This window comes from Streptomyces auratus (genome assembly GCF_050433025.1).
GTDB classification, from domain to species: Bacteria; Actinomycetota; Actinomycetes; order Streptomycetales; family Streptomycetaceae; genus Streptomyces; species Streptomyces sioyaensis.
On record NZ_JBNGCB010000001.1, the window covers coordinates 1,067,487 to 1,092,175 of the forward strand.

The window sequence follows — 24,689 nt, forward strand, 5'->3', positions numbered from 1 at the left end:
TGGCAACGGACATGCAGCGCCGTACGCTCCCGATCCGATCACGGTGTCGGATAGGCGATTTCCCAGTGATGGTAGGTGGTGCGGCGTTGTTCTTCTTCAGGGGCCAATCCCGTGCGTGCCGGACCACAAACGGCGGTTACCGTCAATGTTTTGTTGTCCGGTGAGAGGGAGGAGTAGAACTGCGCGGTAGCCTGCTTTTTGTCCGCTGCGCACGAGGGCGAGACGGGCAGAGGTGTGTGGCCCAGGATTCGGTGGGAAACGGTATCCCAGAATGTCAGGCGGAAATCCTGTTCGGCGGCAGCGATCCGGCCGTCGTCAGCGAGGGGCTGTACCGGACTTCGCCGGCTGCTGATGGTCTTGTCGGCGATGACACGGCCCAGTTCGGGCTTGGGGTTTTCGGGGCCCGGGACGGGCGGGTGGGGCAGCGGGTCGGTCGCGCGGTAGTTCAGCAGAAAGACGTGGCTGAAGGTGCCGTACAGGACGCGTCCGTGACCGATGCGTGCTTTGCCGGTGGTGGGCGGGTAAGCCCGGCGATACAGTCGCAGAGTTGAGGAATTCCACACGTTGACGCAACCCTGAGTTGCCGCGATGAGATCGCCTTTGACAAAGGCGAGGTCATCGGGGGAATCGCACGGGTTGCTGAAGTCCAGCCAGTGCGGGGGGCGGTGGTCCCGCAGACTGTAAACGGCGATCATGTCCGTCTGCACCGCGACGTGGCTGCCGGTGGTATCGATCGCGAGCATCCGCGGAGGCAGACCGCTGTAATAGCGGGACGCCACCTGCAATCGCTGTCTGAGGACCGGGGCCTGGGGGTGGCGGGTGTCTGCCACGGCGAGCTGCATAGCGGTGTCGGCAGCGGCGAGCCAGCGGCCGGTGGAGTCAAAGGAAAGCACTTCCACGGGCCGGGTGAGTACGGCAATCCGCCGTAACCCCGAGCGCCCCGACTCGAGATAGACCCCGCCGGTGTTGGTGCCATAGGCCAGCGAATGGAGGCCCGCGGCCACCCGGGTGACGGGCTGCCCCGCTACGACCGTGCGGAGTGGCGCGGGATGGGGAGCGATGAACTGCGCAGGGGTCTTTCCCAGGTGTCCCGCACCGCCGGCGCCCGTGCCGGATTCAGCGGGGAAGACCAGCAGGGCAAGCAGGATGCCGACCGTCGCCGCCAGCGCCAGCACGGCAATGATTGCCGGCCTGCTCAGGGCCCGCTTGCCGACCTGCTGCCCGGGGTCGGCCCCCGATGCAGAGCGCAACGGTCCGTTCACGATGTCCGGCCCTGCGGACGACCCGAGGCGCTTTCCACATGCCCCGCTGCGTGCCAGTCACCGTTGGCGTGAGGATCCAGCGTCCAGGACTCAATTCCCTTCGGGCGTGCCGCTGTAGCGAAGGGCTTGCCGTCGTTGTCCACCACGAGAGTCCGCTTGTGGCCGTCCTCCACCACATCGACAGCGAGTTTCCACTTCGATGCGCCGTGCGTGATGTCGGCCGTCACCAGAAAGGTCTCCAGCTCTCCTGCCGCGACGGTGAAGTCCAGTGGATGATGCTTTCCCTCTTTTTGATAGACGCCGACCGGCTGCGGTTCGTCGAGATTCATGTTCACGGCGTACACCTGGGCTTCACCCTGTGTCGGACACGTGGCCTCGACCATGTGGGAAACAGGGGTCCGGGAGAGCACCTCGGCCCGCATTCCGGTGATCAGTGCCGCATTGGACCCGCTGTTGGTCACGGTGAGTTGCAGCATCGTGCTTCCGTCGTCCACCGCGCCCCGTTTCCGTGCCCAGTCCCAGAATCCCGCGCACCCTTTGTCGGGTCTCGTGCGATCGAATCGGTCAGCGGGAATGAGCTGTACGAGAGTCTTTTCGGCGTCGATGCGCAAGGGATCGGTCTCCACGGTGGTGGAGACGGACGCCGGCTCCGACCACAGATGGACCCCGCCGGTGAACGCAGCGGTCGTGGCTGCCGCGCATGCCGTCGTGACCACCGTGGACGCGGCCAGCCCTGGCACCGTGCCCAGCCACCGTCGAAAGCGCCGGCCCATGGTGGGTCGGGAGGATGATTCCTCATCGTTCCCGGGCTCTGTGGTGGTGTTGGTGGCAGCCCTGGAAGTTCCGGAAGCCCCAAAAGCCCCGTCCAGGTCCGGTGACGGTTCCTCATTCTCATGTGCTGCTGAGGGAGATGCTGCTGCGGCGTCGCGTAATGCGCCCGCATCGCCTTCGGCATCATTCAGCTGACGTGGTTCTGGATCGCGCCCTTCGTCATCCGGCCCCGCAGCCGCCGGCGCTCCTGTGGTCATTTGCCGTCCTCCCCCGCTGCACACATATCGGACGATGCACAGAGCGCCACCCTCAACGGGGCTGTGAACTCGTCCCGTTCGACCCGATGTGGAGGGTGCCCGTCCGTCCGATGTTCCGGCGCCGCAGCCGCAAGGCTTCAGCGCGCTTGCAGGTTCCATAGTCGCAGCCTTGGGCCCGGGGCGGTACGGGAACGCGTCACCAGTGAGAACGTGCTGGGCCGGGCACGGATTCCCGGTTTCGCTGTGACATTCCTCCGCCGCCAGGTGCCTTCTCGTCACCGCTCTCACCTGGGCATACTCCACGCCTGCCGCGCCCCGAACCGCCACCGGGCGCGGGGCCGTTCCGAAGGAGCTGAGGGTGGAGATGACGTCGGAGACAGTCTGTGCGGGGGCCGCGGGCACCTGGGTGCTCGGAGACCGCACGGTCAACCGGATCGGTTTCGGTGCCATGCGCCTGACCGGCAGCGCCGCCTTCCACCAGGGCACCCCGCGCGAGCGCGGCCAGTCGATCCGGGTACTACGCCGGGCGGTCGACCTCGGCGTCAATCACCTCGACACCGCGGCGTTCTACTTCTCCCGGCTGCGGTCCGCCAACGAGCTGATCAACTCGGCGCTGGCCCCCTACCCGGACGACCTGGTCATCGCCACCAAGGTCGGCCCCGTACGGGACGCGTCCGGCGAGTGGACCGCCCCGGCGCGTCCCGATCAGCTGCGCGGCCAGGTCGAGGAGAACCTGCGCCAGCTCGGCCGCGACCACCTCGACGTGGTCAACCTGCGTGTCATGGGTCAGGATTCGATCAGTGAGGACTTCGGGGCCCTCGCCGAGCTGCGTGCGGCCGGGCTCATCCGCCATCTCGGCATCTCGAATGCCCGCCCCGCCCACCTGGCCCAGGCCCGGGCGGTCGCCCCCGTGGTCTGCGTACAGAACCGCTACGGCGTCGACGCGCGGGCCGGCGCAGAGATGCTCCGGGCGTGCGCCGCACACGGCATCGCGTTCGTGCCCTTCTTCTCCCTCGCCGGGGAGGGGCGTGAGGCAGGCGCCGTCCGCGCCGAGCACGCACAGGTCCGCACCGTCGCCCGGGCGCACGGGGTGTCGCCGTCGCAGGTGCGCCTGGCCTGGACGCTGCGGCAGGGCAAACACGTCCTGGCCATCCCGGGCACTGGCAACCCGGACCACCTCATCGACAACCTGGCGGCAGGCGCACTCGATCTGACAGCGGAAGAAGTCGGACTTCTCGATTCGATCGACAGCGCTGCGCCCTGATGCCGGCTGCCGGCGGTCACGCCTGAGCAGGGGCACGCGGCACGACGGCGCCAGGTCAGGTCAGATCGAATGCGCCCTCGCGGGCGTCGAGGACGAAGGCGCGCCATTCGGCGGGGGTGAAGATCAGTGCCGGGATCTCCGGACTGCGGCGGTTGCGCATCGCGATATAGCCCTCGACGAAGGCGATCTGTACATCGCCCACGCCCTGGGTGCTCGACTGCCATTCGGCCTGCGCAAGGTCGAGGTCGGGCCTGGGCCCGCCCGCGAGCCGCTGCTCGGTGATGCTGTCGGCCACGATTCCCGCTCCTCCCGGTTCGTCGTCCGCGGTCAGCCTAGCCAGTGTGTCCGGGGACGGACAGGGCACGTGGCGCGGCGGTGGAGTGGTGGTCCGGGGAGGGGCGCAGCGGGGCCGGTGCGCTCCTCCCCCGGGGGTGTCAGGTGGCCGGTGCGTCGGCGCCGACCAGCCACATCGCGAAGAACTGGGAGCCGCCGCCGTAGGCATGGCCCAACGCCCGCCGAGCGCCGTCGACTTGGTGGTCGCCGGCCCGGCCGCGTACCTGGAGGGCGGCCTCCGCGAAGCGCAGCATCCCGGAGGCGCCGATCGGGTTGGTGGACAGCACCCCGCCGGAGGGGTTGACGGGGAGATCGCCGTCGAGTTCGGTGACGCCGGACTCGGTGAGTTTCCAGCCCTCGCCCTCCTCGGCGAAGCCCAGGTTCTCCAGCCACATCGGCTCGTACCAGCTGAAGGGGACGTACATCTCCACCGCGTCGAGCTGCCGGCGCGGGTCGGTGATGCCGGCCTGCCGGTAGACGTCGGCGGCGCAGTCCTTGCCGGCCTGCGGGGAGACGAAGTCCTTGCCGGCGAAGAGGGTGGGTTCGCTGCGCATCGCCCCGCCGTGCACCCAGGCCGCCGGGTGCGGTGCGCGGGCGGCTCCGGCGCGGTCGGTGAGGATCATGGCGCAGGCGCCGTCGGAGGACGGGCAGGTCTCGGAGTAGCGGATCGGGTCCCAGAGCATCGGCGAGGCCTGGACCTTCTCCAGGGTGATGTCCTCCTCGTGGAGGTGGGCGTAGGGGTTCTTGAGGGCGTTGCGGCGGTCCTTGTAGGCGACGAGGGAGCCGATGGCGTCCGGCGCGCCGGTGCGCCGCATGTACGCGCGGACGTGCGGGGCGAAGAAGCCGCCGGCGCCGGCCAGCAGGGGCTGCTGGAAGGGGATGGGGAGGGACAGTCCCCACATGGCGTTGGACTCGGACTGCTTCTCGAAGGCGAGGGTGAGGACGGTGCGGTGGACCCGGGCCGCGACGAGGTTGGCGGCGACCAGGGCGGTGGAGCCGCCGACCGAACCGGCGGTGTGCACCCGCAGCATCGGTTTGCCGACCGCGCCCAGGGCGTCGGCGAGGTACAGCTCGGGCATCATGACGCCCTCGAAGAAGTCGGGGGCCTTGCCGATCACCACGGCGTCGATGTCCGCCCAGGTCAACTCGGCGTCGTCCAGGGCGCGTCGGGCCGCTTCCCGGACGAGTCCGGCGAGGGAGACATCGCGCCGTGCGGCGACGTGTGCGGTCTGGCCGATGCCGGTGACGGCCACGGGCTCCTTGCTCATCACTCACCCTCCAGGACGGCGACCAGATTCTGCTGCAGGCACGGCCCCGAGGTGGCGTGCGCGAGGGCGCGGTCGGATGCGCCCCGGTGGATACGGGCGGCGGCCTCGCCAAGCCGGATCAGGCCGGCGGCCATGACGGGGTTGGCGGCCAGCGCGCCGCCGGAGGGGTTGATCCGGACCGTGCCGTCCGCCGCGTCGAGGTCCAGGGCGCGGCGCAGCACGACTTCCTGGGAGGTGAAGGGGGCGTGCAACTCGACGGTGTCCAGGGGACGTTCGAAGGCGCCGGCGCGCTCGGCGGCGAGCCGGGTGGACGGGGAGTCGGTGAGGTCGCGCACCCCCAGGCTGTGCGCCTCGATGCGGTGGTCGAGGCCGCGGATCCAGGCGGGGCGGGCGGTAAGCCGGCGCGCGGCGTCGCCGGCGGCGAGGACGACGGCGGCGGCGCCGTCGCCGATGGGCGGGCAGTCGCCGGTCCGCAGCGGGGCGACGAGCGGCTCCCCGGCGGGCCCGGCGCCGCGCAGCTGGGCGTGGGGGTTGGACTCGGCGGCCGTACGGCTGCGGGCCGCGATACCGGCCAGCGCCCGCTCGTCGGTCAGCCCCGCGTCGATCAGCGCCTGGGCCTGGAGGGCGGCGAGCGCGACGGAGTCGGGCCACAGCGGGGCCACGCAGTAGGGGTCGAGCTGGCGGGTGAGGACCTCGCGGAGGTCGCCGGGCGAGGACTTGCCGTACGCGTAGACCAGTGCGGTGTCCGCCTCGCCGGTGAGGATCTTCACCCAGGCCTCGTACAGCGCCCAGGCGCCGTCCATCTCGACATGGGATTCGGAGATCGGCGGCCAGGCGCCGACGCCGTCCAGGGCCATGGTGAAGGAGAAGGCACGGCCGGCGAGGTAGTCACAGGAGCCGGAGCAGGTGAAGTCGATGTCCCGGGCCGCCAGGCCGGTCTGTGCCAGGACGTCGTGGAGCACCGGCATCAGCATCTCGACCTCGGAGGTCTCCGCGCTGTCGCGGACGTGCACACTCTGACCGAAGGCGACGATGGCGACCTCGCGCATCAGATCAGCTCCTTGTAGCTGTCGTAGTCGGCGTCGGGTTCGCCGGTGGGGCGGTAGTGGTCGGGGAAGCGGCCGCCCTCGGTCCACACGGGTTCCACCCGCAGGCCCATGCGGACCTGGTCGTACGGGATGCCGCCGATGCGCGCGTGCAGGGCCAGGTCGGCGCCGTCCAGGGCGATGTGGGCGTAGACGTAGGGGACCTCGATGTCCAGGTTCTTGGCCTTGATGTTGACGATGCAGAAGGTGGTGACGGTGCCGCGGGGGCCGACCTCGACCTGGGTGCCGGTGGCGACGCCGCAGGTGGGGCAGGCGCCGCGGGGTGGAACGTAGACCTTGCGGCAGGAGGGGCAGCGTTCGCCGACGGTCCGGTGGCCGGCGAGCGCCTGGAGGTAGCGGGACTGGGCGCGGCCGGGCGCGTAGGTGTAGTCGAGCCGGGCGGGGGCGGTGAGGGTGGCGACGGGGTCCGCGAACTCCCCGCTGTGCCCGGCCGGCCGGGCGTCGCGGGCGGGGCCGTCGTCCGGTTCGAAGCAGGCGAGGTCGGTGATCGCGCCGGTGCGCTCGGCGGCCCAGCGGACGCGGACCCGCATCCCGGTGCGTACGGCGTCGGGGCCGGGGGCGTCCAGTGCGTGCAGGAGTGCGGTGTCGGCGCCGTCGAGCCGGACCAGGACCCAGGCGAAGGGGGTGGCCAGCGGCTGGCCGCGGCGCGGGGAGGGGTTCCAGGCCCAGGTGGTGACGGTGCCGCTGCTGCCGACCTCGACCAGCTCACGGAGCTCCTCGGCGGTCACCGGGTCGTATTCGGTCGGCGGGACCACCACCCGCCCGTCGCCCGCCCGCACACCGAGGACGGTGCGCTCGCGCAGTCCGGTGAGGAAGGCGCTCAGGACGGGGCCGAGCGAGCGGGTGAAGGGGAATTCCACGACGAGGGGCGCCGTGAGGACCTCTGGCACCTGTGGCATGCGGTTCTCCTTGGGTCAGGCGCGCCGGAAGACGGGTGGGCGCTTCTCGGCGAAGGCCCGTGAGCCCTCCTTGGCGTCGGCGGTGTCGAAGACCGGCCAGCCGCGGGCGAGTTCGGCCTCGAGTCCGTCGGCCTCGGTCATCTCGGCGGTCTCGTAGACGGATGCCTTCACGGCTTCGACGGCCAGCGGGCCGCAGCCGTTGATGAGTGCGGCGATCTCCAGGGCCTTGTCCAGCGCGGTCCCGTCGGGCACCACCTGGCCGATCAGGCCGATGCGGGCGGCCTCGTGGGCGGGGTAGGGCCGGCCGGTGAGCAGCATCTCCAGGGCGTGCGTGCGGGGGATCTGGCGGGCGAGGCGGACGGTGGAGCCGCCGATCGGGAACAGCCCGCGCCGGACCTCGAAGAGCCCGAAGGTGGCGCTCTCGCCGGCGACGCGGATGTCGGTGCCCTGGAGGATCTCCGTGCCGCCGGCGACGCAGTGGCCCTCGACGGCGGCGATCACGGGTTTGCGGGGGCGGTGGTGGCGCAGCATCGCCTTCCAGTGCAGATCGGGGTCGGCGCGCAGCCGGTCGCGGTACTGCTCACCGGCCATGCCGTCACCGGCCAGGGCCTTGAGGTCCATTCCGGCGCAGAAGGTGCCGCCGGCGCCGGTGAGGACGACGGAGCGGATCGCGTCGTCCTCGTCGGCGGCGACCCAGCCGTCGTACAGGCCCACCAGCATCGGCAGCGAGAGGGCATTCTTCGCCTCCGGCCGGTTGAGGGTGAGCACCAGGGTCGCGCCGGTGCGCGCCACAGTCAGATGTTCCGTCCCGCCCATGAGGGCCTCCCGTCTCACGACGCAGAACAGGGTGCAGGAGCCGCACGGCGACTTCAAGGCTTTTCTGACAGGCAGTCAGATTTCTTGGCTGCGGCCCTTCCCAGCTCCTCCGGCCGGCGCTCTAATGACCGCCAAGCCGACGCCGCCCGGTCTGGAGGAGACGTGGAGTTCAACCTTGCCGACCTCTTCGAGTCGATCGTCGACACGGTGCCGGACCGCGAGGCGCTGGTGTACGTCGACCATCCGGGCTCCGGCGCCGAACGACGGCTGACCTACGCCGAACTGGACCGCGCCGCCAACCGTCTCGCGCACCACCTCGCCGACCACGGCATCGGACCCGGTCAGCACGTCGGACTGCACCTGTACAACGGCGTCGGCTACCTCCAGGCCCTCTACGCCTGTCTGAAGATCCGCGCCGTCCCGGTCAACGTCAACTACCGCTATGTGGAAGAGGAGTTGGTCTACCTCTACCGGGACGCCGACCTGGCGGCCCTGGTCTTCGACGCGGAGTTCACCGCGCGGGTGGCCGCCGCCCTTCCGCGGGCGCCCCGGCTGCGGCATCTGGTCCGGGTCGGCACCCCGCCCGAGGGCGCTCGGCAACCGTCGATCACACCCGTCGCGCTGGCGGACGCCGAGGCCGGCGGCTCCCCCGCGCGCGGCTTCGGGCCGCGCTCCGCCGACGACCGGATGGTCATCTACACCGGCGGCACCACCGGCATGCCCAAGGGCGTGATGTGGCGCCACGAGGACCTGTTCTTCTCCGGGATGGGCGGCGGGGCTCCGACCGGTGAGCCGGTTCGGCGGCCGCAGGAACTGGCCGAGCGGGTCGCGGCCGGCGGCGAGGGCGGCGCCGGTCTCGTCTTCTTCCCCACTCCCCCGCTGATGCACGGCACCTCGACCCTCACCGCGTTCATCGCCTTCCACTTCGGGCAGAAGGTCGTCCTGCACCGCAAGTACGTGCCCGAGGAGGTGCTGCGGACCATCGAGCGGGAGCGGGTCACCAGCGTCTCCCTGGTCGGTGACGCCATGCTGCGCCCGCTGGTCGACGCGCTCGCCGGGCCGTTATCGGGCACCGACTGCTCCTCGCTGTTCGCCGTCAGCAGCTCCGGCGCGATCCTCTCGGAGACCGTCCGCGCCCAGTTCAGCGCGCTGGTCCCGGGCGCCCTGCTGCTCAACAACTTCGGCTCCTCCGAATCCGGCTTCAACGGCACCGCCACCGCCGACTCCGGCCCCGACAAGGGATTCCGGCTTCAGGTCAACGCCCGTACGGCGGTGGTGGACCCGGCGACCAACGAGCCGGTTCCGGTCGGCGAGGTGGGACGGCTCGCCCAGCGCGGGCACGTGCCGCTGGGCTACTACAACGACCCGAAGAAGACCGCCGAGACCTTCTTCGAGGCGCACGGTGAGCGCTGGGTGCTGCTCGGCGACATGGCCACCGTCGACGAGGCGGGCATCGTCACCGTGCTCGGCCGCGGCTCGCAGTGCATCAACTCCGGCGGGGAGAAGATCTATCCGGAGGAGGTCGAGCAGGCCCTGAAGGCCCACCCGGACGTCTACGACGCGCTGGTGGCGGGCGTGCCGGACGAACGGTGGGGCAACCGGGTCGCGGCCGTGGTCCAACTACGGCCGGGAGCCGCACCGTTGGACCTCGCGGCGATACAGCTCCACTGCCGGGCCCGGCTGGCGGGCTACAAGATTCCGCGCGCCGTCGTCTTCACCGACCACATCCGGCGCTCCCCCAGCGGCAAGGCGGACTACCGCTGGGCGAAGGCGGTGGCAGCGGGCGAACGGACGGCCTGAGCCTGCCGGTCCGCCCGCCGCCTGCCGGGCCGTCCGCCGCCTGCCGGGCCGTCCGCCGCCGGGCGGGCTGCCGCGGGGCTCAGGCTCCGGCGCAGACCGACGGCAGCGAACGGGCCAGCGCCACCGTGTGCAGCCCGTCCAGCTGCCGCTCCGCGCGGACCTGTGCGGCGGCGACGGTCAGCAGCGGGGTGCAGGACGGCGCCGAGCGGGCGTGCGGGGAGGCGGCGATGGCCCGCACCAGCTCGCCGTTGACGCGGTTGATCTCCTTACGCACCTCTTGGAGATCGGGCCGCTCGGTCGGCGCCTGCGCCGGGTTCGCGTCCCACTGGCGGTACAGCCCGCGCTGTACGACCTTGTTGGCCTCGATCTGGTCCCGGAAGATCCGCGTCGTCGCCGCGGGATCGGCGCCCAGCTGCCGGGCCTGCTCCGCCACGCTCTTCAGCACCTCCTGCTCACGGGCCGGGTCGTCGATCGGACTGCCGGTACCCCACTTCGCCGCGGCCACCAGATCGGCGGTGGCCAGCCGCTCCGCCGAGAACGTGGCGAGCGGCCGGAGCTGGGCGTACGGGGAGTGTGCGGTGGCGGCGGCCGGGGCGGTCGCCGGGGCCTTCGGGGCGGCTGGGGCCGCGGCGGCCGCCCCGGCTCCGGCGAACAGGACGGTCACGGCGGCGCCGGCTGCCAGGGCGCTCCGTATCGAGGGGGTCAGCTGCACGATGGGCCTTTCTCGCGATCCCCGGGCCTCCGGGACTCCGGGGGAAGTCCCGGTCAGCGTATGGCCGCGCCGCCGGCAAGACCGGGCAATCGTCGCGCCGAGGGGCATTTCCGTGCGGCACGGCCGGTACGTTTTCCGTGCGGCACGGCCGGTACGTGTGGACGCGGGGCCCGTCGTCCGCCCGGCAGGGCCAGGTGTAGCGGTGCGGACCTTCCCCGGCGGAACGGTGCGTTGCTCCCCAGCGGAACGGTGCACACCTCCCCGGCGGAACGGTCCGACCCCTCCCTGGCGGTACGCCCCGCCCCCTCCCTAAGACTGCGGCGCGAGGAACGAGTTGACCGCGGCGAGGAATTCCCCGGGGCGCTCCTCGTGGACGAGGTGACCGGCGCCCTCCACCGTCACCAGGCGGCCATCGGGCAGCCGCTCGGCCAGCTCGGCGAGGTGTCCCTGCGGGGCCTGGCCGGTCTCGCCGCCGGCGATGACCAGGGTCGGCGCGGTGACCCGTGCCACCGCCTCCCACCACGCGGAATCGGGCCCATTGCGCTCCGCCGCCACCGCCAGCTTGGCCTGCCAGTCGAACGGCTCCGGGCCCTCCGGCTGCTCGGGCACCTCCTGGGGCGGGTCGGCGGGCCGCGGCGGGACGGCCTCCTCCAGGACCAGCCGGTCCACCAGCTCGGGCCGGTCCGCGGCCACCAGCAGTGCGGCCACCGCGCCCAGCGAGTGCCCGATGAGGATCACCCGCTCCAGGCCGAGCGCCTGCAGAAACCCGATGGCGTCGTCCCGCCACCGCGCGAAGCCGTACTCCCCGGGCCAGTCGCTGTGGCCGTGGCCGCGCTGATCGAGGGCGAAGACACGATGGGTGCCGGCGAGCCGGCCGACGACACCGCGCCAGTCCTCGCCGTCCTCCCCGAGACAGTGCAGCAGCACGGCGGGCGGGGCGTCCTCCTCACCCCACACCCGATATGCCAGCTGGACCTCACCGACCTGCACCTTCCGGACGTCACTCATGCGCGGACGCTACCCGCGCACCGGCCGCGCCACGCCCCTTGACGTGTTCGCCGCGCGCTGATTACTTGGATCAGCACGCGACTACCGAATGATCGGTAGGGATATGAGGCGGTGAACTCCATGCCGGCAGCGGCTGAGGGCAGTGAGACGTTCGACGAGGCGGAACGGCTCTCCCTGGACGCGTTGCGCGAGCGGCAACTGACCCGGCTGCGCGCCTCGTTGCAGCATGCCTATGACCACGTCCCGTTCTACCGGGAGTCCTTCGAACGCGCCGGGCTGCACCCGCAGGACTGCCACTCGCTCGACGATCTCGCCCGCTTCCCCTTCACCGTCAAGGACGATCTGCGCTCCCAGTACCCCTTCGGAATGTTCGCCGTCCCCAGGGCGGAGGTACGCCGTCTCCATGCCTCCAGCGGCACCACCGGCCGCCCCACCGTCGTCGGCTACACCGAAGGTGACCTCTCCCGCTGGGCGGATGTCGTCGCCCGCTCCCTGTACGCGGCCGGCGGACGGCCGGGGCACACCGTCCACATCGCCTACGGCTACGGCCTGTTCACCGGCGGTCTGGGCGCGCACTACGGCGCGGAGCGGCTCGGCTGCACGGTCGTACCGGCGTCCGGCGGGATGACCAGCCGGCAGGTGCAGATCATCCAGGACTTCCGCCCCGAGATCATCATGGTCACCCCGTCCTACATGCTCACCCTGCTGGACGAGTTCGAGCGGCAGGGCATCGATCCCCGTACGACCTCGCTCAGGGTGGGCATCTTCGGCGCCGAGCCGTGGACACAGGAGATGCGCCGCGAGATCGAGGAGCGGTTCGCCATCGACGCCGTGGACATATACGGCCTGTCGGAGGTCATGGGGCCCGGCGTCGCCCAGGAGTGCGTGGAGACCAAGGACGGGCTGCACATCTGGGAGGACCACTTCTACCCGGAGGTCGTCGACCCGATCACCGGCGAGGTGCTGCCGGACGGGACGCACGGCGAGCTGGTGTTCACCTCGCTCACCAAGGAGGCAATGCCGGTCATCCGCTACCGCACCCGTGATCTGACGCGGCTGCTGCCCGGCACCGCGCGCCCCGCCTTCCGCCGGATGGAGAAGGTCACCGGCCGCTGCGACGACATGATCATTCTGCGTGGGGTCAATCTCTTCCCGGCGCAGGTGGAGGAGGTCGTGCTGCGCACTCCGGGCGTCGCCCCGCACTTCCAGCTGAAGCTGACCCGCGAGGGGCGGCTGGACCAGCTGACCGTGCGCGCCGAGGCCCGGCCGGACGCCACCCTCCAGGAGCGCACGGCAGCCGCCGGCCTGATCGCCCGCGCCGTCAAGGACGGAATCGGCGTCTCGGTCGCGGTCGAGATCGTCGATCCGGAGACTCTGGAGCGCTCGGTCGGCAAGATCAAGCGCATCGTGGACGCCCGGCCGCGGGACCGGGGCTAGGGGATGCCGTTTGGATCAGGGCGAGCCCGCCATGATCCGAACGACACGCCCCAGTTGTACGCACGGCTCCATCGGGCGGGCGTTCAGCCCGGGAGGTCCAGGCGGGCGGCGAGGTCGGCGAAGGCCGTGCGGACCGCGCCGGGGTTCTCGACCCAGGGGAAGTGGCCGGCGTCCGCGATCCGGCGGTGCAGGATGTGCGGGCCGTGGAAGCAGGGTTGGTCCTGCCAGATCCGCTGGTCGACGACGTGGTCCTGGGCACCGCCGAGGATCAGGGTGGGGAGGGTCTCCGGTTGCCAGCGGGCCCGGTAGCCGTCGTCGAAGTGGGCATCGGCCCAGGCCACCGCGTCATGGCAGTAGGCGAGGTCCGCCAGCAGCGCCCGGCCGTCGGCCAGCGCGGAGGGGCGGAAGTTCCATGGCGCGGCGGCGAGTGTCAGGGCACGGAGGTGGTGATCGTCCGGCTGCCGGGCGTAGCGCTCGGCGGCGGTGGTGACATCGGGGAGCGGGTGATCCTCGGCGTAGCGGGCGAAGCCGGGACGCCAGCCGGCATGCGGGGCGCTGCTGATCAGCACCATGCCGGTCAGCAGGCCTTCGAGTTCCGGGACGGAGAGCATGAACATGCCTCCGGTGGAGTGGCCGGCCATGATCACCTCGTCCAGGGCCTGTGCGGCCTCCGCAAGGGATCCGGGCCAGTGGGCGTACGGCTCGGCGGGAAGCGCGGGAACGCCACGGTTGGAGCCGTCGCCGGGCAGATCGACCAGCCAGGCGGCTCCGGGCACCTGAGCCGCCTCCACCAGGCCGAGCAGGAACTCGGATCCCAGCCCCGGCCCGCCGGGCACGAACAGCCAGTTGCCACGCCCGGCACCCGAGGTGACCTGGCGCAGCCTGACTCCCGACGCCGTCCACCGTTCCTGGTGTTGTGCACCCACCGCGTCCGCTCTCTCCGTCGTGCATTCCGCTGCCCCGGGGCACGACGGTAGGCCGTGAGGACCACTGGGGGCGTGGCATTTTCCCCGCAGGGCGGACGGGTCGCCCTCGGCGGCCCGCGACCGGCGGCGTGCGACCGGCGGCGTGCGACGGACTGCGGTTCGGTTCAGGTCAGGTCGTCGGCTCCCCCTTGATCAGGGCGAACGGGGCGCCTGCCGGGTCCATGAGCATGGCCAGCCGGCCGACGCCCGGGGCATCGGTGGGCGAGATCATGGCCGTGGCGCCGTGCTCGGTGGCCGCGGCGAAGGTGGCGTCGCAGTCGGTGACCGCGAAGTAGGGGTGCCACTCCGACGTCGAACCGGCCTGCAGATTCTCCTGCTGGAGCTGCATGATGCCGCCGTGTCCGGTGTCGTCGGCCTTGCCTCCACCCGGTGCGGAGACGAGGGAGTAGACCGCGTCGCTGCCCATGGGCATGTCCTGGTACGCCCAGGAGAAGACCGAGCCGTAGAAGTCCTTCGCCTTGGCCGCATCGGTGGTGTACAGCTCCGTCCAGCACAGCGTGTTCGGTTCCATGACCGTGTCGAGGCCCTGGACGTCGCCGGGCTGCCATACGGCGAAGTCGGCGCCCGTCGGGTCGGTGAAGGCCGCCAGCCGGCCCGAGGTGAAGACGTCCATCGGCGCCACCCGCACCGCGCCGCCGGCCTGCTCGACCGCCTTGGCCGTGGCGTCGGCGTCGGGGGTCTGGAAGTAGACGGTCCAGGCGGAGGAGGCGCCCTCCTCCATCAGCGGGCCGACAGCACCGACGGTCTTGCCGCCCAGCTGGAAGAAGCCGTATCCGCCGGCATCCGGGCCGGCGGACTGGAAGGTCCAGCCGAACACGGCGGAGTAGAAGGAGACGGCGGCGTCGATGTCGGGGGCCCCGAGGTCGAGCCAGTTCGGTGTGCCCGGGACGTAGTTGGTGGTCAGCATGGGTGGTCCTCCGTTGCGCGATGGTGACGTGCAGGGCTGGTTCCCGCCGTTTTTCAGCATGGCAGGGGGCACTGACAATCGCCCTTCACGCCGGCCGCGCCCGGTCGGCTCAGGGGGCGCCGAACCGTGCGCGCAGCTCGCGCTTGAGGACCTTGCCGCTGGCGTTGCGCGGCAGCGCGTCCACGAACATCACCCGTTTGGGGGCCTTGAACGGCGCGAGGCGGGCGCGGACCGCCTCGATCAGCTCCTGTTCCCCCACCACCCCGGTGCCGCCGTCCGCGCTCCCGGCGCCGCCCGCGCCGTGCGGACGCCGTACCACCACCGCGGTCACCGCCTCGATCCAGCGCTCGTCCGGCAGTCCGATCACCGCGACCTCGGCCACCTGTGGATGCTCGTAGAGCACGTCCTCCACCTGGCGCGAGGCGACCAGGACGCCGCCGGAGTTGATGACGTCCTTGACCCGGTCGACGACCGTGAAATAGCCCTCCGGGTCGCGGACGGCGAGGTCCCCGGAGTGGAACCAGCCGTCCCGGAACGCCTCCGCGGTCTCCTCCGGCTTGTCCCAGTAGCCGGTGCACAGTTGCGGGGAGCGGTAGACGACCTCGCCCCGGGTGCCGTCCGGCACCTCCCGGCCCGCCTCGTCGACCACCCGTGCTTCGACGAACAGCACCGGCCGCCCGCAGGAATCCATCCGGCCCTCGTGTTCGTCCGGGCCGAGGACGGTGGCCAGCGGCCCGATCTCGCTCTGCCCGAAGCAGTTGTAGAAGGCGAGTTGGGGCAGCCGGGCGCGCAACCGCTCCAGTACGGGGACCGGCATGATCGAGGCGCCGTAGTAGGCCTTGCGCAGTCCGCTCAGCTCACGAGTGGTGAAGCCGGGGTGGTTCGCCAGCGCGATCCATACGGTCGGCGGCGCGAACAGGCTGTCGGCCAGGCCCGCTTCCACCAGGTCGAAGATCCGGTCCGGGTCGGGGCCGTCCAGGATGGTGTTCTCCGCTCCGACGGCCAGATACGGCAGCAGGAACACATGCATCTGCGCGGAGTGGTAGAGCGGCAGCGAGTGCAGCGGCCGGTCCGTCTCCTTCAGGTCGAGGGCGACGACGGCGCTGGTGTACTCGTGCACCAGCGCACGGTGCGTCATCATCGCGCCCTTGGGGAGGGCGGTGGTCCCCGAGGTGTAGAGGAGTTGGACCAGGGCGTCGTCGGGCACCTCGGCCGGCGGCAACGGGCCGGCGTCCTCGGCCGCCCCGTCGGCCGCGAGCCGCTCCAGCAGCCCGTCGGGGCTCCCGTACAGCGGCATGCGGCGTACGGAGTCCGGCAGCCGGTCCGCCAGTGCGGCGTCGGTGAGCACCAGCGCGCTGCCCGACTGGTCCAGGATGTAGTGCAGATCCTCGCCCGTGAGGCCGTGGTTGACCGGCACGTGTACCAGGCCGGCGCGGGCACAGGCCAGAAAGCCGATCAGATACGCATCGGAGTTGTGCCCGTAGGACGCGACCCGGTCGCCGGGCCGCAGGCCGTCCGCCAGCAGCACCCGGGCCGCGGCGGTCACGGCGTCGTCGAGCTCCCGGTACGTCCAGGCGCGCGCCCCGTAACGCACCGCGGTCCGCCCGGGCACTCGGCGGGCGCTGCGCCGCAGGACTCCGTCGACCGTATTGCTCCGCGCTCGCATCATGGCGCGATCCTCGACCGCGTCCCACCCGGGGTCAAGGCACCCGGCCGCCGGCGAGCGCCGCTGGAGGGCGCGTTCGCGTCCCGCCACCACTAGACGGCGCGCTCGCGTCCCTCCCAATACGGATCACGCAGCCGGCGCTTGTACAGCTTGCCGTTGGGGTCGCGCGGCATGACGGTGATGAAGTCGACGGACTGGGGACGCTTGTAGCCGGCGAGCCGGCGCGCGCAGTGGGCCAGGATGTCGGCGGCCAGCTCGGGGCCCGGCCGGTGGCCCTCGGCGGGTTCGATGACGGCCTTGACCTCCTCGCCCCAGTCGTCGTGCGGGATGCCGAAGGCGGCCGCGTCGGCGACCGCGGGGTGGCCGAGCAGGGCGGATTCGATCTCGGCGGGGTAGATGTTCACGCCGCCCGAGATGATCATGTCGATCTTGCGGTCGCGGAGGAAGAGGAAGCCGTCCTCGTCGAGGTGGCCGAGGTCGCCGACGGTGAAGAAGTCCCCGATCCGGTTCTGCTGCGTCTTGTCCTCGTCCTTGTGGTAGCGGAAGCCGCCGGTGCTCATCTTCATGTAGACGGTGCCGAGTTCGCCCGCGGGCAGCCGGTTGCCGTCGTCGTCGAAGATGGCCAGCTCGCTGATCGGCCAGGCCTTGCCGACCGTTCCGGGCTTCTTGAGCCAGTCCTCGGCGGTCGCGAAGGCGCCCCCGCCCTCGCTCGCCGCGTAGTACTCCTCGACGCAGCCGCCCCACCAGTCGATCATGGCGCGTTTGACGTGGTCGGGGCAGGGCGCGGCGCCATGAATCGCGTGCCGCATGGCGCTCACGTCGTACGCCGCCCGGGTCTCGGCGGGCAGCGCGAGCAGCCGGTGGAACTGGGTGGGGACCATGTGGGTGTGGGTGCAGCGGTGCGCGTCCATCAGGGCGAGCATCCGCTGCGGCGTCCACTTGTCCATCAGGACGATGCGGTGGCCGATGTGCAGGGAGGCACCGGCGAATTGCAGAACGGCGGTGTGGTAGAGCGGCGAGCAGACCAGATGGACATTGTCGCCGAACGGTTCGATGCCGAAGATGGCGAGGAAACCGCCGAGGTAGGTCTCCTCGGGCGGGATGCCGGGCAGCGGGCGGCGGATGCCGCGGGGGCGTCCGGTGGTGCCGGAGGTGTAGTTCATCACCCAGCCCAGGGTGCGGTCGGCGGGCGCGGACTCCGGCTGTCCGTCGAGGAGTTCGGCGTAGGGGCAAAAGCCGTCGATGTCGCCGACGGCATAGCGCTGTCCGGCCGGCAGGTCCGCCTCGTCGGCGGCCTGCCGCGCCGCCGTCGCGAACCGCTCGTGCGCCATCAGCACCTTCGCCCCGGAGTCGGCGACGATCCAGGCGATCTCCGGGCCGACCAGATGGTGGTTGACGGGGACGAGGTAGAAACCGGCCTGGGACGCGGCGAGGTAGGCGGTGAAGAGTTCGACGCCGTTGGGGAGGACCACGGCGAAGGCGTCGCCGCGCTCCAGGCCCGCCGCACGCAGCCCGTGGACCAGTTGGTTGCTCGCGGCGTGCAGCCGGCCCGCGGTCCATTCCTCGCCGTCCGGGGTGATCAGGACCGTGCGGTCCGGGGCGGCGGTGGCCTGCGCCCAGAAGCCGTTGGGCGGTGGGGAGCCTGGGGTCATTCCGCTGTCCTCCTCGGGTTCATGCGCGTCCGGCGATGCGGTTGATGCGGTCGATGGCCCGCTCGAAGCCGCGGGTGAGGTCGTCGAAGACCGCCTGCACGCTGCGTTCGCTGTTCATCCGGCCGACGATCTGGCCGACCGGGGTGCCCAGCAGCGGCTCGACCTCGTGCCGTTGGATACGGGAGTTGGCCTCGGCGACCAGCAGGCCCTGGAGCGGCATCGGGAGGGGGCCGGGGCCGTTCGGGTCGTCCCAGGCGTCGGTCCATGCGGTGCGCAGCTGGCGGGCGGGTTTGCCGGTCAGGGCGCGGGAGCGGACGGTGTCACCGGGCCCGGCGGCGAGCAGTTTGGCGGTCAGCCGCCGGGAATGCAGCTCGGCCTCCTGGCAGGTCAGCCAGACCGAGCCGAGCCAGACGCCCTGCGCGCCGAGGGCGAGCCCGGCGGCGATCTGCTCGCCGGTGCCGATGCCGCCGGCCGCGAGCACCGGCAGCGGGTCGACGGCGGCGACGACCTCCGGGGTGAGGACCATGGTGGCGATCTCGCCGGTGTGGCCGCCCGCCTCGTATCCCTGGGCGACGACGAGGTCGATGCCGGCGTCCTTGTGGTGCCGGGCGTGCCGGGGGCTGCCGGCCAGCGCGGCGACCAGGATGCCGTGGTCGTGCGCGCGCCGGACGACGTCGGGGGGCGGGGAGCCGAGGGCGTTGGCGAGCAGCTTGATCGGATAGTCGAAGGCCACATCGAGCTGGGTGCGGGCGACTTCCTCCATCCACCCGGTGATCCGCCAGCCGGACGCCTCGCCCTCCGCGAGCGGCGGTACCCCGTGGGTGTCGAGGAGTTCGGTGACGAAGCGGCGGTGCCCTTCCGGAATCATCGCCTCGACCTCGGCCTCGCTGACGCCGGCCACCTTCTTGGCGGGCATCACCACATCGAGCCCGTACGGCAGCCCCTCGGTGTGGTCCTGCATCCAGTCGAGGTCGCGGGCCAGCGCGTCCGGGGCGGTGTAGCGGACCGCGCCGAGCACCCCGAACCCGCCGGCCCGGGTGATCGCGGCGGCGACGGCGGGAAAGGGCGTGAACCCGAAGACGGCGTGCTCGATCCCCAGCGTGTTGCTCAGCTCCGTCTGCATGCGCGAAGAATGCCGCAGCGGGCCGTGTGAGGGAAGAGATTTCCTGATGCAGCGTCAGAAAGTGGTGGGAGCCGGCCAGGGGGTGCCCGAAGGGCGTCCTCTAGGGCTTGGGGGAACAGATCCCGTAAGGGTCACGAGGGCCCCCTGCGGGGCCACAACGGGGTGGAGGCTGGTGGTATTCCCGGGGATCACCCCTCCTCCAGCACCGCCATCGCCGCATTGTGCCCCGGGATCCCGCTCACTCCCCCGCCGCGCACCGCGCCCGCGCCGCAGAGCAGGACGGTGGGGTGCGTGGTGGCGACGCCCCAGCGGGCCGGTGCGCCGACGGCCTGCTCGCCCTCCGGATCCGCGTACGGGAAGGCCAGGTCGCGGTGGAAGATGTTGCCGCCCGGCAGGCCCAGTTCGCGGTCCAGGTCGAGCGGGGACCTGGCCTCGATGCAGGGGCGGCCCTCGGCGTCGTACGCCAGGCAGTCGGCGAGCGGTTCGGCGAGATGGGTGTCCAGTTCGGCGAGGGTGGCGGCCAGGAGGCGGTCGCGGGTGGGGGCTTTCTCGGCGGTGTCGGCGGTGAACAGGCGCGCGGGGGTGTGCAGCCCGAACAGGGTGAGCGTCTGGTAGCCCTGGCGGACCAGGTCGGCGCCGAGGATGGAGGGGTCGGTCAGCGAGTGGCAGTAGATCTCCGAGGGCGGGGCGGCGGGCAGCGCGCCGGACGCGGCCTGCCGGTAGGCGTCCTCCAGCTGGCGGTAGCCCTCGGCGATGTGGAAGGTGCCGGAGAACGCCTCGCGGGGGTCCACCCGGGTGTCCCGGAGCCGCGGCAGCCGGGTGAGCAGCATATTGACCTTGAGCTGGGCGCCCTCGGCGGGTGGCGGCGGGGCCTCGCCCAGGAGGCGGGCCAGCTCCCGCGGGGCGGCGTTGACCAGGACCCGGCGGGCGCCGATCGTACCCGCCGCGGAGCTGACCTCCGCGGTCCGGCCGTCCGTCGCGATACCGGTCACCTCGCAGTCGGTGACGATCTCCGCGCCGGCCCGGCGGGCGGCGTCGGCCAGGGCATCGGTGAGGGCGCCCATGCCGCCGATGGGGACGTCCCAGTCGCCGGTGCCGCCGCCGATGACGTGGTAGAGGAAGCAGCGGTTCTGCCGCAGCGACGGGTCATGGGCGCCGGCGAAGGTGCCGATGAGGGCGTCGGTGAGCACCACACCGCGGATCAGGTCGTCGGTGAAGGTCTCCTCGACCAGCTCTCCCAGGGGGCGTTCGAACAGGGCGTGCCAGAGGGCGTCGTCGTCGATGACGGCGCGGAGCGCCTCGCGGGTGGGGAGCGGCTCGGTCAGCGTGGGGAAGACCCGCCCGGCGAGCCGCCGGGTGGCGCCGTAGAAGCTCTGCCAGGCGGTGAACTCCCGGTCGGATCCGGTGAGTTCGGCGAAGGCCCGACGGGTGTGGGCCTCGCCCTTGCCGACGAGGAGTCCGGTGGGGCGGCCGTCGCGCACGGCGGGGGTGTAGGAGGAGACGGTGCGTTTGCGGACCGCGAAGCGCAGCCCGAGGTCCCGCACGATCTTCGGTGGCAGCAGGCTGACGAGGTAGGAGTAGCGGGACAGCCGGGCGTCGACCCCGGTGAACGCCCGGGTCGACACGGCGGCACCACCGGTGTGGTCCAGCCGCTCCAGCACCAGCACGCTGCGCCCGGCGCGTGCGAGGTAGGCGGCGGCGACGAGTCCGTTGTGCCCGCCGCCGACGATGACCGCGTCATACGAAGTCCTATCCGGCATGCCTCTTGGTAGCACGCGCCGATCAGGGTCGCCAGGTGCACGCGGCTGAAACCTTCTCCCCGGTCGGTGCGGCTTCTTGACCGGGCTGGGGGGTGCTCCTAGCGTCCGGCCGTGCTCCGCCCCGGCACCGCCCGCGGCCGTCCTCCCCTCAGCTGTCCCGCCCACCCGTGAGGTGACCCGTGTCCCGTTCCCCGGTACCCCGCACCAGCCGTACCCTCGCCGGACTGACCGCCGTCGCCGCCTGCTCCGCCGGGCTGCTCGCGGCTCCCGCGCCGGCCTCGGCCGCCCCCGATCCGGCCCGCGCGCCGGGCGCCGCGCAGGCCACCGGGACGTACCCGAATCTGGCCCCGAGACCCCCGATGGGCTGGAACGACTGGTCCTACTACATGTGCCGGATCGACGAGAAGACGGTCCTGGACAATGCGCGGGCGCTGGTCCGTACGGGGCTGGCGGACAGGGGCTACCGCACCGTCACCGTCGACGACTGCTGGATGAGCAAAGCGCGCGGCTCCCGGGGCGAGCTGGTGGCGGACCCGCAGAAGTTCCCGCACGGGATGGCGTATCTGGGGCGGAAGCTGCACCGTATGGGACTGAAGTTCGGAATCTATACGGACGTCGGCACCCTCACGTGTGAGAAGTTCCCGGGCAGTCTCGGCCATTTCTCCCAGGACGCACGGCAGTTCGCCCAGTGGAAGGTGGACTACGTCAAGGCGGACGGCTGCAACGTGCCGGTGGCGGCGGGGCACACCAAGGAGGAGACCTACCGGGATCTGTACGGGCAGATGAGCCGGGCACTCAGGGACTCCGGCCGGCCGATGACCTTCTCGGTGTCGGCACCGGCCTATTTCCAGTACGACGGGGACAGCGTCTGGCACCGGGTCATCGGCTGGTCGGCCGAGGTCGGCAACCTGTGGCGCGAGGGGCGGGATGTGGCGCTCCAGCAGCACACCCCGGCCGCGAAGTGGTCCTCCATCCTCTACAACTTCCGCTACAACGCGAAGCTGGCCGACCTCCAGAAGCCGGGCCGATGGAACGACCCGGACTTCCTGCTGGCCGGCGACACGGGCCTGACGCGCGAGGAGATCCAGAGCCAGATGTCGCTGTGGGCGATGATGGCCGCGCCGCTGATCTCCAGCACGGACATCGCCCGGCTGTCCCCGCAGGCGCGAGAGGTGCTCGGGAACAAGAAGGTCATCGCCGTCGACCAGGACGCGCTCGGCGTCCAGGGGCGTGTCGTGCAACAGGACGGCGGCTCGACGGTGCTGGCCAAGCCACTGAAGAACCGCGACGGGGCGATCGCGCTGTTCAACTCGGGCGACACGCCGCGCACCCTGTCCGTCACGGCCGCCGCGGCCGGTCTGCCGGATGCCGGGTCCTACCGGCTGCACGATCTGGTCACCGGCCGCCGGACGCACAGCGACGGGACCATCGTGGCGCGGGACGTGCCGCCGCACAGCACGGTGCTCTACCGGGTCACCCCGGGCTGAGCCGGCGGGCCGGCGGACCCGCCGCAGGTCGCCCGTTCACTGCCGTCGGCGTACGGCGCGCTCCTGGCGCCGTGCCGCGAGCCGGCGGTGGACGGCGGCGGCCTCGTCCGTGCGGCCCAGCTGTTCCAGGCACTGGGCGAGGTCGCTCTGGCTGGCCAGTGCGTCGAGATGGCCGGCGCCCAGGACCCGCTCGCGGGCGTCGGCGACCCGGCGGTAGTGGTCCAGTGCCTCGCCCCAGCGGCCGAGCCAGCCCAGTGCCACGGCGGTCTCCCGGCGGCTGACCAGGGTGTCGGGGTGGTCCTCACCCAGCACCCGGGCGCGGGCCGCGGCCACTTCGCGGGCCTCCACCAGCGCCTCCTGCCAGCGGTGCTGCCGGCCGAGGTTGACGACCAGGCCGTGCCGGGCGCGCAGGGTCTCCGGGTCGTCGGCGCCCTGGGACCGGCTGCGGGCCGCGACCAGCTCCCGGTAGAGGGCCAGCGCCTCCGCGCTGCGGCCGAGCCGGCCGAGGCCGATACCGACCTCGTAGCGGGCGGCCAGGGTCTCGGGGTGGTCGGGGCCGAGCACGGCCGAGCGGGCCACCGCGACCTCCTGGTAGACCTGCAGCGCCGCCGCCCACATGCCCAACTTGCCCAGCACGAAGGCGAGTTCAGTGCGGGTGGTGAGGGTGTCGGGGTGGAGCGGACCCAGCACCCGGGCGCGGGCCTCGGCCACGTCCCGCGTCATGGTGTGGCAGTCCTCCAGCCGCCCCAGCCGGCCGAGGTTGAGCGCGACATGGTGGCGGCAGCTCAGCGAGTCGGGGTGGTCGGGGCCCAGCGCACGGTCGCGTCCGCCGAGCACCTCGGCGTAGAGCTGGTGCGCCTCGAAGTGCCGGCCGAGGCGGCCCAGCGCATGGCCGGCCTCCAGCCGGCTGGTGAGGGTGTCGGGGTGGTCGGGGCCCAGGAGCCGGGCCCGCTCCGCGGCGAGCGCGCGATGTGCCTCGCCCGACTCCGCCCATCGGCCCAGCCGGCCGAGGTCCAGCGCGGCGGTGTGCCGACCGGCCAGCGCGGCGAGGGCGGTGCGGCGGTCGTCGGGCAGCGGCGGGCCGGTGACGCCGGCCGCCGGGGAGGCATCGTCCCGCCGCGTGTCGCTCCCGCCGGTCCAGGCGTCGGTGAGGACCGTGGCGGCCCGGTCCGGTGCCGGGCGGTACGACCGCCGGGCGAGGTGTGCCGCGGAGCCGGGGGTCATGCCGTGGGTCCAGGAGGGCAGCGGGCGGGCCGGGACGGTCACCTCGTCCGGGTCGGCCACGGCGCGGTGCGCGAGCTGCGGCGCACGGGCATCGGCGAGGCGTTTGCCCAGCTCATCGGCGTCACGCGGCCGGTCGTCGGGATCCTTGGCGAGGAGTTCGAGCATGATCCGCTCGTAGCTCTCCGGCAGGTCGGGGCGGAGCGTACGCGGCGGCTCGGGCGCCCGGTCGCGGTGGCCGACGAGCACCGCCCAGGTGTCGCCCAGGTCGAACGGCGGCACGCCGGTGGCGATCTCGTACAGCACACAGCCGAGCGAGTAGAGATCGCTGCGGTGGTCGACGCCGTGGGCACCGATCTGCTCGGGCGACATGTAGTGCGGACTGCCCATGGCGATGCCGGTGCCGGTCAGCCGGGCGGTGAACCCGATGTCGTGGCCGAGCCGGGCGATGCCGAAGTCGCAGATCTTGACCGTGCCGTCGGCGGTCCGGACGATGTTCGCCGGCTTGAGATCGCGGTGCACGATGGCCTGTTCGTGCGTGTAGGCGAGCGCGGCGGTGACCTGTTCGGCGATCTCGATGAAGTCCGGGATGGGCAGCGGCTGGCGCCGGTTGTCGTCCAGCAGCTGGCTGAGATTACGGCCGCTGAGCAGCTCCATGACGATGAAGAGGGTGCCGTCGTCCTCCCCGAAGTCATGGACGACGGTGATGCCGCGGTGCTGGAGCGCGGCCGCGACCCGGGCCTCACGGCGGAAACGTTCGCGCAGTACCTGCAGGAACGCGGGTTCGTGCTCCGGGCCCAGGGGTTTGAGGCATTTGACAGCGACCTGCCGGCCCAGCGACTCGTCGCGGGCGCGCCACACCTCCCCCATGCCGCCGCGTCCGATGGTGTCGAGCAGTCGGTACCGCCGTTGGATCAGTCTGTTTTCTGCCACCGTGAATCGCCGCCCCCGTCC

Annotated in this window: 20 protein-coding genes; 4 read left to right on the top strand and 16 right to left on the bottom strand. The window is 71.9% G+C overall.

Going from position 1 to position 24,689, the window contains the following annotated elements:
* Nucleotides 1–38: 38 nt before the first annotated feature.
* Nucleotides 39–1,262, bottom strand: coding sequence for a hypothetical protein (locus BKA18_RS04380; protein WP_366047430.1), 1,224 nt, complete (start codon nt 1,260–1,262; stop codon nt 39–41).
* The gene (locus BKA18_RS04385; protein WP_366047431.1) at nt 1,259–2,290 is read right to left on the bottom strand and encodes a hypothetical protein; all 1,032 of its coding nucleotides are present in this window, start codon (nt 2,288–2,290) and stop codon (nt 1,259–1,261) included. The genes BKA18_RS04380 and BKA18_RS04385 overlap by 4 nt, the downstream gene beginning before the upstream one ends.
* Nucleotides 2,291–2,654: 364 nt before the next feature.
* Here BKA18_RS04385 and BKA18_RS04390 point away from each other — a divergent pair, with 364 nt between their 5' ends.
* Nucleotides 2,655–3,554: an oxidoreductase gene (locus BKA18_RS04390; protein ID WP_366047432.1), complete on the top strand. Its 900-nt coding sequence runs from the start codon at nt 2,655–2,657 to the stop codon at nt 3,552–3,554.
* 55 nt (nt 3,555–3,609) lie between these two features.
* Here BKA18_RS04390 and BKA18_RS04395 read toward each other — a convergent pair whose 3' ends face one another.
* The 5 genes from BKA18_RS04395 to BKA18_RS04415 form a co-directional block, all read right to left on the bottom strand.
* Nucleotides 3,610–3,849 carry a DUF397 domain-containing protein gene (locus tag BKA18_RS04395; RefSeq protein WP_093481976.1) on the bottom strand — a complete coding sequence of 80 codons (240 nt, stop codon included), beginning with the start codon at nt 3,847–3,849 and terminating at the stop codon, nt 3,610–3,612.
* A 139-nt stretch (nt 3,850–3,988) separates the two neighbouring features.
* On the bottom strand, nt 3,989–5,155 hold the full coding sequence (locus BKA18_RS04400; protein ID WP_366047433.1) for a thiolase domain-containing protein: 1,167 nt from the start codon (nt 5,153–5,155) through the stop codon (nt 3,989–3,991).
* Nucleotides 5,155–6,204 carry a thiolase domain-containing protein gene (locus BKA18_RS04405; protein ID WP_366047434.1) on the bottom strand — a complete coding sequence of 350 codons (1,050 nt, stop codon included), beginning with the start codon at nt 6,202–6,204 and terminating at the stop codon, nt 5,155–5,157. The genes BKA18_RS04400 and BKA18_RS04405 overlap by 1 nt, the downstream gene beginning before the upstream one ends.
* Entirely contained in the window at nt 6,204–7,151 is a 948-nt protein-coding gene (locus BKA18_RS04410; protein ID WP_366047544.1) for a Zn-ribbon domain-containing OB-fold protein, read from the bottom strand. The genes BKA18_RS04405 and BKA18_RS04410 overlap by 1 nt, the downstream gene beginning before the upstream one ends.
* 24 nt (nt 7,152–7,175) lie before the next feature.
* Nucleotides 7,176–7,976: a crotonase/enoyl-CoA hydratase family protein gene (locus BKA18_RS04415; RefSeq protein WP_366047435.1), complete on the bottom strand. Its 801-nt coding sequence runs from the start codon at nt 7,974–7,976 to the stop codon at nt 7,176–7,178.
* A 162-nt stretch (nt 7,977–8,138) separates the two neighbouring features.
* Here BKA18_RS04415 and BKA18_RS04420 point away from each other — a divergent pair, with 162 nt between their 5' ends.
* Entirely contained in the window at nt 8,139–9,776 is a 1,638-nt protein-coding gene (locus BKA18_RS04420; protein WP_366047437.1) for an acyl-CoA synthetase, read from the top strand.
* A 79-nt stretch (nt 9,777–9,855) separates the two neighbouring features.
* Here the strand turns inward: BKA18_RS04420 and BKA18_RS04425 are convergent, their stop codons facing one another.
* Together BKA18_RS04425 and BKA18_RS04430 are read right to left on the bottom strand one after the other, a co-directional pair.
* The gene (locus tag BKA18_RS04425; protein WP_366047438.1) at nt 9,856–10,488 is read right to left on the bottom strand and encodes a chorismate mutase; all 633 of its coding nucleotides are present in this window, start codon (nt 10,486–10,488) and stop codon (nt 9,856–9,858) included.
* A 309-nt stretch (nt 10,489–10,797) separates the two neighbouring features.
* Nucleotides 10,798–11,496 carry an alpha/beta fold hydrolase gene (locus BKA18_RS04430; protein ID WP_366047439.1) on the bottom strand — a complete coding sequence of 233 codons (699 nt, stop codon included), beginning with the start codon at nt 11,494–11,496 and terminating at the stop codon, nt 10,798–10,800.
* Between the two features lie 120 nt (nt 11,497–11,616).
* Between BKA18_RS04430 and paaK the strand changes: the two genes are divergently transcribed.
* Nucleotides 11,617–12,933 carry a phenylacetate--CoA ligase PaaK gene (paaK, locus tag BKA18_RS04435; protein ID WP_366047440.1) on the top strand — a complete coding sequence of 439 codons (1,317 nt, stop codon included), beginning with the start codon at nt 11,617–11,619 and terminating at the stop codon, nt 12,931–12,933.
* 83 nt (nt 12,934–13,016) lie between these two features.
* Here paaK and BKA18_RS04440 read toward each other — a convergent pair whose 3' ends face one another.
* From BKA18_RS04440 to BKA18_RS04465, 6 genes are all read right to left on the bottom strand, one after another.
* Nucleotides 13,017–13,859, bottom strand: coding sequence for an alpha/beta fold hydrolase (locus BKA18_RS04440; protein WP_366047441.1), 843 nt, complete (start codon nt 13,857–13,859; stop codon nt 13,017–13,019).
* Nucleotides 13,860–14,028: 169 nt separating this feature from the next.
* Complete coding sequence (locus BKA18_RS04445; protein WP_366047442.1) at nt 14,029–14,826, bottom strand: VOC family protein; 798 nt, start codon at nt 14,824–14,826, stop codon at nt 14,029–14,031.
* Between the two features lie 109 nt (nt 14,827–14,935).
* A complete protein-coding gene (locus BKA18_RS04450; protein WP_366047443.1) occupies nt 14,936–16,495 on the bottom strand; it encodes an acyl-CoA synthetase in 1,560 nt (519 codons plus the stop codon).
* An 89-nt stretch (nt 16,496–16,584) separates the two neighbouring features.
* On the bottom strand, nt 16,585–18,144 hold the full coding sequence (locus BKA18_RS04455) for an acyl-CoA synthetase (RefSeq protein WP_366047444.1): 1,560 nt from the start codon (nt 18,142–18,144) through the stop codon (nt 16,585–16,587).
* Between the two features lie 19 nt (nt 18,145–18,163).
* On the bottom strand, nt 18,164–19,267 hold the full coding sequence (locus tag BKA18_RS04460) for an NAD(P)H-dependent flavin oxidoreductase (RefSeq protein ID WP_366047445.1): 1,104 nt from the start codon (nt 19,265–19,267) through the stop codon (nt 18,164–18,166).
* 188 nt (nt 19,268–19,455) lie between these two features.
* Entirely contained in the window at nt 19,456–21,027 is a 1,572-nt protein-coding gene (locus BKA18_RS04465; RefSeq protein WP_366047446.1) for a phytoene desaturase family protein, read from the bottom strand.
* Between the two features lie 179 nt (nt 21,028–21,206).
* Here BKA18_RS04465 and BKA18_RS04470 point away from each other — a divergent pair, with 179 nt between their 5' ends.
* On the top strand, nt 21,207–22,514 hold the full coding sequence (locus BKA18_RS04470) for a glycoside hydrolase family 27 protein (protein ID WP_366047447.1): 1,308 nt from the start codon (nt 21,207–21,209) through the stop codon (nt 22,512–22,514).
* Between the two features lie 36 nt (nt 22,515–22,550).
* Here BKA18_RS04470 and BKA18_RS04475 read toward each other — a convergent pair whose 3' ends face one another.
* The gene (locus BKA18_RS04475) at nt 22,551–24,668 is read right to left on the bottom strand and encodes a serine/threonine-protein kinase (protein ID WP_366047448.1); all 2,118 of its coding nucleotides are present in this window, start codon (nt 24,666–24,668) and stop codon (nt 22,551–22,553) included.
* Nucleotides 24,669–24,689 lie beyond the last annotated feature (21 nt).